12 protein-coding genes are annotated in these 12,889 nt (G+C 63.0%); 10 read left to right on the top strand and 2 right to left on the bottom strand.

Going from position 1 to position 12,889, the window contains the following annotated elements; all coding sequences use genetic code 11:
- The first annotated feature begins 154 nt into the window (after nucleotides 1-154).
- From AT302_RS08590 to AT302_RS08620, 8 genes are all read left to right on the top strand, one after another.
- The gene (locus tag AT302_RS08590) at nucleotides 155-1,441 is read left to right on the top strand and encodes an alpha/beta fold hydrolase (RefSeq protein WP_058378082.1); all 1,287 of its coding nucleotides are present in this window, start codon (nucleotides 155-157) and stop codon (nucleotides 1,439-1,441) included.
- Between the two features lie 57 nt (nucleotides 1,442-1,498).
- Nucleotides 1,499-2,146, top strand: coding sequence for a VOC family protein (locus AT302_RS08595; protein WP_322788731.1), 648 nt, complete (start codon nucleotides 1,499-1,501; stop codon nucleotides 2,144-2,146).
- Complete coding sequence (locus tag AT302_RS28360; RefSeq protein ID WP_322788732.1) at nucleotides 2,143-2,400, top strand: hypothetical protein; 258 nt, start codon at nucleotides 2,143-2,145, stop codon at nucleotides 2,398-2,400. The genes AT302_RS08595 and AT302_RS28360 overlap by 4 nt, the downstream gene beginning before the upstream one ends.
- Nucleotides 2,401-2,428: 28 nt before the next feature.
- Nucleotides 2,429-4,162 (top strand): AMP-binding protein, encoded by a 1,734-nt coding sequence (locus tag AT302_RS08600; protein WP_058378083.1) that lies wholly within the window; start codon nucleotides 2,429-2,431, stop codon nucleotides 4,160-4,162.
- Nucleotides 4,159-4,659, top strand: coding sequence for an acyl-CoA thioesterase (locus tag AT302_RS08605; protein WP_058378084.1), 501 nt, complete (start codon nucleotides 4,159-4,161; stop codon nucleotides 4,657-4,659). Before AT302_RS08600 ends, AT302_RS08605 begins: the two co-directional genes overlap by 4 nt.
- Nucleotides 4,656-5,453 (top strand): maleate cis-trans isomerase family protein, encoded by a 798-nt coding sequence (locus AT302_RS08610; RefSeq protein ID WP_058378085.1) that lies wholly within the window; start codon nucleotides 4,656-4,658, stop codon nucleotides 5,451-5,453. The genes AT302_RS08605 and AT302_RS08610 overlap by 4 nt, the downstream gene beginning before the upstream one ends.
- Nucleotides 5,454-5,487: 34 nt before the next feature.
- Complete coding sequence (locus AT302_RS08615; protein ID WP_058378086.1) at nucleotides 5,488-6,636, top strand: FAD-dependent monooxygenase; 1,149 nt, start codon at nucleotides 5,488-5,490, stop codon at nucleotides 6,634-6,636.
- Between the two features lie 69 nt (nucleotides 6,637-6,705).
- Entirely contained in the window at nucleotides 6,706-8,088 is a 1,383-nt protein-coding gene (locus tag AT302_RS08620) for an MFS transporter (protein ID WP_058378087.1), read from the top strand.
- 68 nt (nucleotides 8,089-8,156) lie between these two features.
- Here AT302_RS08620 and AT302_RS08625 read toward each other — a convergent pair whose 3' ends face one another.
- Nucleotides 8,157-9,083 carry a LysR family transcriptional regulator gene (locus AT302_RS08625; protein WP_058378088.1) on the bottom strand — a complete coding sequence of 309 codons (927 nt, stop codon included), beginning with the start codon at nucleotides 9,081-9,083 and terminating at the stop codon, nucleotides 8,157-8,159.
- A gap of 170 nt (nucleotides 9,084-9,253) precedes the next feature.
- Here AT302_RS08625 and AT302_RS08630 point away from each other — a divergent pair, with 170 nt between their 5' ends.
- Entirely contained in the window at nucleotides 9,254-10,657 is a 1,404-nt protein-coding gene (locus AT302_RS08630) for a M20/M25/M40 family metallo-hydrolase (RefSeq protein WP_058378089.1), read from the top strand.
- Between the two features lie 24 nt (nucleotides 10,658-10,681).
- A complete protein-coding gene (locus AT302_RS08635) occupies nucleotides 10,682-12,007 on the top strand; it encodes an MFS transporter (protein ID WP_058378090.1) in 1,326 nt (441 codons plus the stop codon).
- 65 nt (nucleotides 12,008-12,072) lie between these two features.
- Here the strand turns inward: AT302_RS08635 and AT302_RS08640 are convergent, their stop codons facing one another.
- Nucleotides 12,073-12,849, bottom strand: a complete 777-nt coding sequence (locus tag AT302_RS08640; protein WP_058378091.1) for an alpha/beta fold hydrolase — start codon at nucleotides 12,847-12,849, stop codon at nucleotides 12,073-12,075.
- Nucleotides 12,850-12,889 lie beyond the last annotated feature (40 nt).

The following is a 12,889-nucleotide window of genomic DNA, read 5'->3' on the forward strand; positions in this document are numbered from 1 at the left end:
CGTCAGAAAACCAACACCTTAACCAAATTCCCTCGCGGCGCAAAGCGCTGTGCCACGGTTGTTTACGGGTTTTTACTACTTCGTCAATTTTTTGCAAAAATGTTTACTCATTCGTAAAAAATTAAACTAGTATGTAAAAAAATGGAGGTGGCAGATGAGTCAACAGCAACAGGGTCGCGGCGACGGCCAGAGCGCGACCGCAGGGTTTCTGAACACGGACTGGAATCCGCGCGACCTGCCGCTTGGCGCGAGCACGCGCAACGTGGTGCTGCGCACGGGAGACGGCGCGGCCACGAGCGGATCGCTTTACGCCGCCGGGTCGCCTGATACGGTGGTCTGCATCATGCATCCGCGCGAATTCATGGCGTGTCATTACCTGATTCCGGATATCGTCGAAGCGGGCTTCGCGGCGTGGACACAGGCGCCGCGCTCGGTGGGTAACGACATGCGGCTCGAACACGAATTTGCGCTCTACGACGTGGCCGCCGGCATGCGCTTTTTGCGCGACGCGGGCTTCAAGCGCATCGTGCTGCTCGGCAATTCGGGCGGCAGCGGTCTTTACGCACTCTATGTGCAGCAGTCCGGTCTGGCGCCCGACGCGCGTATCGAACGCACCCCCGGTGGACGCCTGACAAAGCTGGCGTCGCTCGACATGCCGGTCGTCGATGGCGTGGTGTTCGTGGCCCCGCATCCGGGGCAGGGCGCGTTGCTGCAAACGTGTATCGACCCGTCGGTTGCCAATGAGCACGACGCACTGTCGGTCGATCCGACGCTCGATCCGTTCGACCCGGCCAACGGTTTCGTGCCGCGAGAACCCGGCACTCCCGCATCGTCACGTTACGACGCCAACTTCGTCACGCGTTACCGTGCGGCGCAAACGGCCCGCGTGGCCCGGCTCGATGCAATGGCCCGCGATCTGATCGCCGCTCGTCAAGGCGCGCGCGAACGGATGAAGCGGGAGGGCGGCAGTGCCGATGGTGCGCTGCGCCGTATGGCAGCCCACACACCGTTGATGACCGTCTGGCGTACCGACGCCGATCTGCGTTGCTTCGACCTCACACTCGATCCTTCGGACCGTCGCTACGGCTCGTTGTGGGGCAGCGACCCGTTCGCATCGAATTACGGATCGGTGGGTTTCGGGCGCGTCTGTTCGCCCGAAGCGTGGCTGTCGACGTGGTCGGGACTGTCGTCGAACGCGCTGCTCTCGAAAACGGCGGCTGCCATCGTGCAGCCGACGCTGCTCATCGAATACACGGGCGATCAGGCGTGCTTTCCGAGTGTGATCGCGGACATCTACGCGAGCCTCGGCACGACGCACAAATCCCATCGGCGCGTGCGCGGCGATCACCACGGCCGCGCGCTCGCACCTGAGGACGAAGCTGGGCGCTACGTCGCGGGACGCCTCTTGCAAGACTGGCTGCGCGAGACGTTTCCGCAATGACGGCACCAGTCACTCCTTTCTGGCCAACCTATTTACCCGAACTCCGGGAGACACGACATGAAGTTGAATGACATCCCCGCTGCGGATCTCGCCTTGCGTCTGCATGGCGTTGACCACACGGCCCGGCCGACGTGGCGATTGCGCGAAACCGTCGAGTTTTATCGCGACGTGCTCGGGCTGCCGCTGATCCACACGATCTCCGCGCGCGGCTGGGGACCTGCCACGCACCCCGATTTCCTGCATTTCTTCTTCGATAGCGGCAACGGCAGCACCATCGCGTTTTTCTACTATCTCGGCAGTGACGAGCCCGCGACGCTTGCCCGCCATCAGGGCAGTGCGCCGTTTCCCGACGATCATGTGTTCGACGCCACGCACACCGCATGGCTGGTCGATACGCAAGCCGATCTGCACGCGTGGAAAGCCCGTCTGGAAGCGCGCGGTGTCGAAGTGTCGGCCGAGACGGCGCACGAGGTGATCGAGTCGATCTACTTCCGCGACCCGAATGGCTATTTCATCGAGATCACCCGGAAGCTGCGCGCGCTGGCGAGCATCGACGCACGCGATGCAGCCGCCACGCTTGAGGCCGCGATGGAAATCGAAGACGAAGCCCGCGAGGGGAGCGCACCCTTCACGTGTATCGACGCCGTCTGGCTGCGCAAAGCGCAACGCCTTAATCAGCGCCTGCGCGAGGAGCGTCAGTCATGAGTGCCCAGCCGTTGCAGATTTTCGTATTGAACGTGCCGGAGTTCGCGTCACTGATCGATGCAGCACGGCGGATGCCGGAATGCCGCATCGAGACAGCAGGCGACTACACGGTGATTGCCAGCGACGTGCCGATTGCCTTCGAGCGCCGGGCGTTGGGGCTGAAGCCTGCTGTCTGGTACGGCCTTTTCACGGGCGGCCTCGACGCTCGGATCGACTACGAACGCGACATCGTGCGGATCGCTCCGCGCGCATAAGTTCGCGACAGACCATGCAGGAGACAGCATGAGCGGTATTCATCACCGTATTTATCATCGGATCGACGGCGTCACGTACTGTCCGCCAGAACTGGCGCAGCGATATTTCGCGTCGAACGCTTGGCGAGATACGACCCTTGGCGATGCGTTGCGGGCGACCGCCGCGCGTGTGCCGGATCGCCCCGCCTATCTCAGCGACGAGGCCACGCTGACCTTTGCCGAACTGGACGCGCGCAGCGAGCGGCTGGGCGCAGCGCTGATCGAACTGGGTCTGCGACCGGGCGAACGGGCGATCTTCCAGATGGGGACGACAGTCGATACGGTCGTCGCGCTGATGGGCGCCTACAAGGCGGGCGTGGTGCCGGTTTGCGCGGTGCCGCAATACCGGGAAGTCGAAATCGGCCAACTGGCGGCGCAGTCGGGCGCTCGCGGCTATTTCGTACAGGCGGATTTCTCTAGCTTCGATCTCGTCGGGTTTGCGCGCCAGATGATGGACCGGCACGCTTCGATCGAACACCTGCTGGTCGCGCGAGCGGCGAGCGATGGGCTTACGAGCGCGGGCGCTCACGGCATCGAGCGACTCATTGATGCCATGCCGATCGAGCGAGCACGCGCCGTGCTGTCAGATATCCGCATCGGCAGTGAAGACGTCTTGAGTTTTCAACTCTCGGGCGGCACGACGGGCGTGCCTAAGATCATTCCGCGCTTTCATGCGGAATATCTCGGCCACTCGCTCGCGTGGATGCGCCACATCGGCATGACCGAGCACAGCCGCATGATCTGGTCGTTGCCGCTGCTGCACAACGCGGGCCAGCTTTATGTGCTCGCATCGACCGTTGCCACCGGCATGACGACCGTGCTGATGCCGCGCGTCGACATCGCCCGCATGCTCACGCTGATCGAAATGCATCGCGTCACGCACGGGCTGTCGATCGGGCCGGTTGCGCCGCAAATGATCGCGTACAAGGACGTCGCCCGGCATGATCTGTCGTCGCTGGAACTGTTCGGTACGATGAGCCGCGCCGATTCGCTCGAAGACCATCTCGGCGTACCGTGCTTCAACCTTTACGGTACGACCGAAGGCTTGCTCATGGGTGCCGGGGCAGGGTTGCCTGCTGCCGTTCGGCACCACACGCAGGGCTTGTCGGGATGCGAGGACGACGAGATTCGCGTGCTGGTCCCGGGCACCGACGTGCCGGTAGACGAGGGCACACCGGGCGAGTTGTGTTTTCGTGGGCCGTCGAGCCTGCGCGGGTATTACCACGCCCCCGAAGCGACGGCGCAGGCGCTCACCCCGGACGGCTTCGTGCGCACCGGCGACATGGTGACCGCGCGCGTGGTCGACGGCGTGCGTTGCTTCGCCTTCGAAGGACGCTTGCGCGACAACATCAATCGCGGCGGCGAGAAAATCGGCTGCGAGGAGGTCGAGGCGTTCGTGAGCCATCACCCTGCGGTGGCCGACGCCAAGCTGGTTGCCATGCCTGACCCGCTCTATGGCGAGAAGGGCTGTGTCTATCTGATCCTTCGACCCGGACATGCCGCACCGACCGTGGTGGAGCTGGCGACCTTTCTCGTCGGCCACGGGCTGGCGAAGTTCAAGTGCCCGGAGCGTATCGAGACGGTCGACGAGTTTCCCGTCACGCGGGTGGGGAAGGTCGATAAAGCGTCGCTGCGTGCGGCGATTGCGGGCCGCATTGCCTCGGAGTCTGCCGAGTCGATGGCCGTGCATGCCGGCGCACATGCCGGAGAGGAGGGCAAATGATCAGCACCGAATACGTGTTGAGCGAGCAGCCCTTCGTCGTGCGCCGGCGGGTGCGCTGGGGCGAGTGCGATCCGGCGGGCGTCGTCTACACGGCGACGTTCTCCGACTACGTCATCTCGGTTGCCGAACTGTTCTACGGATCGCTCTTCGGCGGCACGCCGCAGGCCGTGAAGGATCGCCATGGTTTCGGCACGCCGACCCGCGCGCTCGAATTCGATTTCCGCCGCTCGCTCTGGCCCGACGACACCTTCGACGTCAGCGTTGAAGTCGACGGCATCCGCACGCGCACCTTTACGTTGCTGATGACTGCGCGCAAGGCCGATGGCGAGATTGCGTTCGTCGCCCGGCTCACGCCGGTCTGCATCCAGCGCGGCAAGCGTGAGTCCATTGAGATGCCAGCCGTATTGCGCGCGGCACTTGACCAATACCAAACGCGCTGCCGAACGGGCTACGAAGCGGCAGGCGCGACCACATTTGCGGGAGAACCGACCCCATGACATCCACGAATTTTCGTAATTCTCAAAGTTTTCGCATCGGCCAGATCGTGCCCAGCTCGAACACCACGATGGAGACTGAGATCCCCGCGATGCTGCGTGCGCGTGAACAGGTTCTACCGGAACGCTTCACGTTTCATTCGAGCCGCATGCGCATGCATCGCGTGGTGAAGGAAGAACTCGAAGCGATGAATCGGGAGGGTTTGCGCTGCGCTGCCGAGCTTGCCGACGCGCGCGTGGACGTGATGAGCACTGCGTGTCTGGTCGCCATCATGGCGATGGGGCCCGGCTACCACCGGCAGGTCGAGGAAGACCTGCGCCGCGTGGCGCGTGAAAACCATTGCGAGGCCGCGGTCATGACGTCGGCGGGCGCGCTTGTGGCGGGGCTGAAGACGCTCGGCGCTCGCAAGGTATCGCTGATGGCTCCGTATATGAAGCCGCTCACGCAGGCAGTGGTCGAGTACATCGAGCACGAAGGTATCGAGGTGGTTGATGCGCTGTCGTTCGAGATTCCGGACAACTTGGAAGTCGGACGCCGCGATCCGATGCAACTGCTCGAAGACGTCAAACGTTTGAATACGGCCAACGTGGATGCAGTGGTGTTGTCCGCCTGTGTGCAGATGCCGTCGTTGCCCGCGATTCAGTTGGCGCAGGACGCACTGGGTTTGCCCGTGACATCGACTGCCGTGAGTACCGTGCGCCAGATGCTCGATCACCTTGGGCTGGCCCCGGTGGTGCCGGACGCGGGCGCGCTGCTGGCGGGTGCCGATGCCAAGGCACGCGTGCGGATCGCTTGACGCCACTGCTATCCCCAGAACAAAGGAGTCCATCATGAAAATCGCCGTCATCGGTGGCGGGCCGGCGGGCCTGTACTTTTCGCTGTTGATGAAGCAGCGCCATCCGGAGGACGACATCGTCGTCCATGAGCGCAATGCTGCGCACGCCACTTATGGCTGGGGCGTCGTCTTCTCCGACATCGCCCTCGCGTTCCTGAAGGAGGCGGATGAGGCTTTCTTCCGCAAGTTCACGGCGCACCATACGCGCTGCGACTACATGGAAATCGTCCATCAGGGCGTGCCGGTGCGCTTGAGCAATAACCACTTCTCGCGTACGTCGCGCATCGACATGCTGCGTGTGCTGCAAGAGGCGTGTGCAGAGGTGGGCGTGGAGGTTCGGTACAACAGCCACATCACTGACCCGGCACAGTTGCCTGATGCCGACGTCGTGATTGCCGCCGACGGTGTGAACAGTGAAGTGCGCACTCGCATGGCCGAGCATTTCGCGCCGAGCTTCGACGAGCGCCGCAACAAGTTCGCGTGGTACGGCACGACGCAGTTGTTCCACCCGGTGTCGCTCATCTTTCGCCAGACGCCGCATGGCGTGTTCATGGCGCATGCCTATCAATACAGCCCGGGGCACTCGACGTTTCTCGTTGAGGTCGATCCCGAAACGTGGCAGCGCTGTGGTCTCGATACCGCCACAGAGGACGAGAGCCGGGCGTTCTGCGAGCAGATTTTCGCCGACGATCTGGGCGGGCATGCGCTGCTCACGAACCGTTCCAACTGGTTTCAGGCACGTGTGGTCAGCAATGCGCGGTGGTCGCACGGCAATGTGGTGCTGCTTGGCGATGCGCTGCGCAGCGTGCATTTCTCGCTCGGGTCGGGAACGCGCATGGCGATGCAGGACGCCATCGCATTGTTCGAGGCACTTTGTGCGAATCGCAACGATGTCCCTGCGGCATTTGCAGCGTTTGAGGAAAGCCGACGCGGCGCGTCCGACCGTTTTCAGGACGCCGCGCGACGCAGTCTGGACTGGTACGAGTCCGTCGACAAGCGCATGCAACTCGACCCGGTGAGCTTCGCCTACGACTACATGCTTCGCACCGGACGCGTAAGTCACGAGGATTTGCGCCAGCGCGACCCGGCGTTCATCGCACAGGTGGAAGCGGTGAAGCCTTCGTTGCGAGAGCACGCGGCGTAGCTGGCAGGACAACCCCGAACCATCCAAAACAAGGCGCAGACAAGCGTCATATCAGGACAGGAGACATTCATGGACAAGCACGACACCCGGCAAGCGTCAGTCGACGTGCGGGACTTCATCAACGCGGCCCCCGTGTCGCGCTTTCAGATCATGATCAGCGTGATGTGTTTTCTGATCGTGGCGCTGGACGGTTTCGACATCGCGATCATCGGCTTCATTGCGCCGCATATTCGGGCGGAGTGGCAGTTGTCGATGGTGTCGCTCGGGCCGTTGTTCAGTGCGGGGTTGCTGGGCCTGATGGTCGGGGCGTTCTGTAGCGGACCGATGGCGGATCGCATCGGACGCCGCCGGGTGTTGATGCTGTCCGTGGCGTGGTTCGGTGCAGCGAGTGTCGCGGCGGCGCTCGCGCCGAACGTGACGTGGCTCATCGCGCTGCGTTTTCTGACGGGGCTGGGGCTCGGCGGCGCGATGCCCAATGCGATCACGCTGACGTCCGAATTCAGTCCCGAGCGTCGCCGGGGCACGCTGCTCACGCTGATGTTCTGCGGCTTCTCGCTGGGGTCGGCACTGGGCGGTGTAGTGACGGCGTATCTGGTGGCGGATTACGGCTGGCGCGGTGTGCTGGCGCTTGGCGGGCTGTTGCCGCTGGCGCTGGTGCCGGTGCTGTGGTTCACGTTGCCGGAGTCGGTGCGTTTTCTGGCGATTCGCAGCGGCACACAGGCGCAGATCGCCGCGATTCTGAAGCGCGTGGCACCGGATCGCGTGACGGCGGGGCAGCAGTATTCGGCGTCGGATGACCGGCTGCCGGCGTCGCCGGTGGTGCAACTGTTCCACCGCGACTATCGTCGTGGGACGTTGCTGCTGTGGCTGGCGTTCTTCATGAGTCTGCTGTTGCTGTATCTGCTCATCAACTGGCTGCCGATTCTGGCCGAGCGCAGCGGGATGACGCTCAAGCAGGCGTCGATGTTTGGCGGTCTGTTGCAGGGTGGCGGGGTGTTGGGGGCGATCGTGCTGGGGCTGCTGATCGACCGGTTCCATCCGTACAAGGTGGTGGCGGTGGCGTATCTGCTGGGGGCCGTGTGCGTGGCGTCGTTGGCGGTGGCCGACAACGCTGTGTGGCTGGCAATCGGGATCTTCGTGACGGGATTCTGCGTGAGCGGGTCGCAAGTCTGCGCGAACGTGATTGCGTCGGCGTATTACCCGACGTCCAATCGTGCAACGGGGGTTGCGTGGGCGCTAGGCATCGGGCGTGTTGGTGCGGTGGCGGGATCGCTGGGCGGAGCGTTCCTGCTCGCCGCAGGGTGGAGCAACGCGGGGCTGTTCATGATTCTGGCGATTCCGGCGGCGCTGGCGGGGCTGGGGATTTGGCTCGCGGGGGTGCGGCGGGCGAGGGCGAGGGCGGGGGAGGTGGCGGCGGGGAGCGCGCCGGCGGAGACGGCTGCCTCCGTCTGAGCCGGATCTCGGTGTCGAGGGCGAGGCTCAGCGCTTGATCGGTGTGTCGCGAATAGGCTTCCGTACCTTCATTGACTGGCACGCTGGGTGCGCTGACTGTTCCGGGTGAGGTCAATGCAGAACTGGCGAACCGTCTCGAGAACAGGCGACTGGGTGCGTCCCTCCAGCGTGATGAAGGCGTACTGCGCGTCTGCGCTCTCCGGCAGATCGAGGCGCACTACTGACACATCGCCGCTATTCACCCACGCGCGCGCCGTCGCAACAACACCGAAGAAGACGGCGTCTGTCGCGAGCACCGTCTCGATGAGCGCGGCAACCGAGTCCGACGACGCCCGCAGCAAACGCGCCGGGTGCGCGTCGGGCCCGAAGCGCTTTACCAGTTCGCGCGTCATCTCGTCACTGAGCATGGTCCCGACAACCGGGTACTGCATCAGGTCCGCGAACTCGACCCGACGGCGCTTGGACAACGGATGACCGCGCCGGCACAAAAAGCCCGATTGCACGCTGCCCAGTAACTGGACGTGAAGATCCTCCTGTGGCGCGATAGCTCGTGAATGCACGAGCAGGGCGTCGAACGTGCGCTCGCGCAACGCTGCCAGTTGCGCTTCGGGATTGCCCGTCGAAAGGTAAATGCCGACGTGCGGGTACTCGCGCAACATGTACGACAGCAACGGCCCGGCGAACATCGCATTAGGCGCCGATCCCAACCCCAGACGAATCGTTCCGCCATCGCCTTGCACCAGCAACTGCGCGGTGTGCTTCAGATCGACCGAGTCCGACACGATCTTTCGCGCCCGCTCTGCCACCAGCACGCCAAACGGCGTGAGCTCGTTGCGCTTCCCGATGCGGTCGATCAGCCGCACCCCAAGTTCCTGCTCAAGCATCTGAATGCTCCGGCTCAAGGCGGGCTGCGTGAGATGAAGCGCCTCCGATGCTCGGCTGAACGACCCCGTCTCGACTAAAGCCAGAAAGTGCTCAAGGTGATGCAAATTCATCGCGGATTCCTGTGCGAGGGCTGGATGTGTCGCGTCATTTTCTCAAATGTATATCAGTAAATGTAATCAAAATTACAAAAATAATGCATTGGACACATGATTTTTGGGTTTCTAACATGACTCATCACCTAGCGGCCTGCGAAGCCGATCATTCATTGATGGAGACACCCATGGTCCAGCGCGTACTGGAATTCCTTGAAGCCGAACACGATGCGATTCTGTCGCGTCTGAAGACCTATCTGCGCATTCCCAGCGTGAGCCCCGATCCGGCGTTCGGCGTGCACATGGCGCATGCGCGGCAATACCTCGCCGCGCGTTTGAAAGACATCGGCCTCGCGAACATTCGTGAACTGGACGGCGGTGGTGAGCCGGCCGTTTATGGCGAATGGCTGGGCGCGCCGGGCAAGCCGACGGTGCTCATCTACGGGCACTACGACGTGCAACCCGAAGACCCCATCGAACTCTGGAAGAGTCCGCCGTTCGAGCCGACTGAGCGCGATGGTTGCTTGTTCGCGCGGGGCGCCTCCGATGTGAAAGGGCCAACAACCATCGCGCTGGAAGTTGTCGCAGCATTTCTGAGGGTCGCCGGTGGTTGCCCGGTCAACGTGAAGGTTTTTCTTGAGGGTGAGGAAGAGACCGGGAGTCCGACGCTCGCGGAAATCATCACGCGGCATCGCGAGTTGCTCAGTGTGGACGCTGTGCTGTCGGCCGACGGTGGCCGTGCGAGCGCGGTCGTCCCGACCATCAACACCGGTGCACGCGGCAACGGGCAGTTGGAGTTTCGTATTCAGACGGCGGTGAAAGACTTGCACTCGGGCCGCTATGGCGGCTGTGTGCGCAACGCATTGCATGAAATGGCGAAACTGGTGAGCTCGCTTCATGATATCGATGGCGCGGTCGCCGTCGACGGTTTTTACGCTGACGCGAAGGCGCTGACGCCGCTTCAGAAGTCCGACACGGCGGCATTTCCCTTCGATGCGTCAGCGTTCATTGGCGACGTGGCAGCGAGTCATCATGGCGAGCCCGGTTTCACGCTGCGTGAGCAGGTGACGCTGCGCCCTTCGCTCGATGTCAACGGGATGTGGGGCGGCTATTCGGGGCAGGGCGGCAAGACGATCATTCCGAGTGTCGCGACAGCAAAGCTCACCGTGCGGTTGGTCGAGGGGCAGCAGTCGAAGGATGTGCTCGCAAACGTTGTGCGGCACCTGCGTCGCCAATGCCCAGAGGGGGTGTCGCTCGAAATTCTTCATCAGCACAACGGTGCGCCTGCTTCGTCGTTGCCGTCATGGCATCCGCTGGTGCTGGCCACGCAAACGGTGCTGCGCAACGAGACGGGCCGCGAGCCGATTCAGGTACGCCTTGGCGCGAGTGTGCCGGTCACGGCGATTTTCAAGGAGATGCTGGGCATCGAAACGCTCATGTTCGGCTACAACCTGCCCGACGAAGATGTCCACGCGCCGAATGAGTTTTTCCGCATCCGGTCCATCGGCGAAGGGCTTCGCGGTTGGTCGCTTCTGCTCGACGAACTGGGCCGCTACGAGACCCCGGCCTTCCATGCCCAAGACGCACGATAACGAGAATAACGTCAGGAGACGGACATGAGAGATTCGCTGAAGACTGCCGTGCCCCAGCCTGCGCGCGTTACGCGCACGCGGCTGCTGGTGGCGACGACGATCGGTAACGCGATGGAGTTTTTCGATTTCACGGTATTCGGATTCTTTTCGATCGTGATTGGCCATCTGTTCTTTTCACCCCTTAGCGCGGACGGGCAACTGATGTCGGCCGTTGCGACGTTCGGCGTCGGCTTCGTGATGCGGCCTATCGGCGGCATCGTCATCGGGATTTATGCCGACCGGGCTGGCCGCCGCGCGGCGATGACGCTCACACTCTCGCTCATGGCGCTGGGCGTCTGCATGGCGGGGCTGGCACCGACCTATGCCGATATCGGTATCGCCGCGCCGGTCATCATGGTCGCGGCGCGTCTGATTCAAGGGTTCTCAGCGGGCGGCGAAGTCGGGCCCGCCACGACGGTGATGCTCGAACATGCACCGAAAGGGGCGCGCGCCTTCTATACGAGTTGGCAGCTCGCGAGCCAAGGGATGGGGATCTGCGCCGGTGCCGCGATGGCGGCCGCCCTCTCGCACTTTCTCTCGCCCGAGGCGCTGTACTCGTGGGGATGGCGCGTGCCGTTCCTGCTGGGCGCATTGATTCTGCCGGCAGGCATCGTCATTCGACGTCAGTTGGGCGCGATGGAGCCGCAGCCGTCTGACGGCGAGTCCGTCCCCGATCATTCACCGCTGGGCGACCTGTTGCGCACGCAGCGACGCAATCTTGTCGCAGGCATCCTGTTGGTCATGGGCGGCGTGGTGACGGCGTACATGCTGATCTTTTTCTTGCCGACGTATGCCATCCGAGAACTGAAGCTCGACGAGTCGGCATCGTATGCCTGTGCGATGGCGTCGGGCTTGGTGCTTGCGGTCGTGTCGCCGATTGCGGGGAAGATTGCCGACGCCTACGGACGGATCAAACCGATCCTGATCTCGCGTCTGGTATTGGTCGGGATGTTGTACCCGGCCTACATGTGGCTGAGTAGCGAGCCGAGCGTCTTCCGTCTGTTCGTGATCATCGTCGGGCTGAGCTTCGTGTACACCCTTCAGGGCGCGCCGTCGGTCACATTGATTCCGGAACTGTTTCCCCGATCGATGCGCGCCACAGCCACTGGGGCGGTGTACAGCTTTGGCGTCGCGATCTTCGGCGGGCTCACGCAACTGGTCGCGGTCTGGCTGATTCACGTCACTGGCGACCGGTCGTCGCCTGCGGTGGCCACGACGCTTTGTCTGGTTCTCTCGACGTTCTCACTGCTCCTGATTCGGCGCGCTCCCGAGATTGAGGGGAGCGGCAAATTGGGCAGATATGCGGCTTGAGTCATGCAACGCCAACAGGCGTTGCCGTCGGGCCAGCGCGCCGGGGCTTGGCGCCTGACTTCTCGTCAGTCGCCCGGCTGGCGAATCCAGTCGGCAATCAAGCGCACGGTCTGCGCCTCGAAGTTTGGGTAGCCATGCCAATGCTCAGCTTCACAGGGATCGCCTTTGGGCGAGGAGCCGCCATCGACAAGGATGAACTTCTTGGCGGGCGCGTTCTTTAGGCCGCCGACGATGGCTTCTGCCTGACTCGGTACACAGATCGGGCAGGCATCGAACTTGTGGTGAAGCACCAGCGTCGGCACGTCGATCTTTTCGATGTCTTGTGCACCGATCGCACCGGCCTTGCGATTGGTGACGCTGGAGGTCAACACCAGTCCTGCGATATGCGCTTTCCCGAGGGCAATCGCGGCAGCGGTGCCGGAGACTGTGCCGCGACTGGTTCCCACGAGCCATACCGGCTTACCGAACGTCTGAGTGGCATAGTCAACGACGTTGCTGATCTCTTTCACATGCTCGCTGCTGATGCGCTCCGGGAAATCGAGCGTTCGCAGGTCGCTGGCCCGGAACATCACCAGCACGTTGAAACGTTCGTCCGCAAACAATTGCCGTGAGCGGACAAGGAAGTTCATGCTGCCCGGCTGACCGTTACTGATACGGCCAGTGCCCGAATCACCACCGGGTAGCAGGATGAGCGTGGCCGTAGCGTTGGGTTTCTCCATCGCATACACCGGCACGTAGGTGTTGGCTCTCCCGGCATCGATGTGCACGAAGCCATCGGCGGCTTGCGCAAAGACGGGCAGGACGAGCGCGATGACAAAAAGGATGACGCGAGGTAGACGCATGATCGCCCCCTTGGCGGTGTGAATTCGATCGGATGATAAC

This window comes from Pandoraea norimbergensis, assembly GCF_001465545.3.
Taxonomy (GTDB): domain Bacteria; phylum Pseudomonadota; class Gammaproteobacteria; order Burkholderiales; family Burkholderiaceae; genus Pandoraea; species Pandoraea norimbergensis.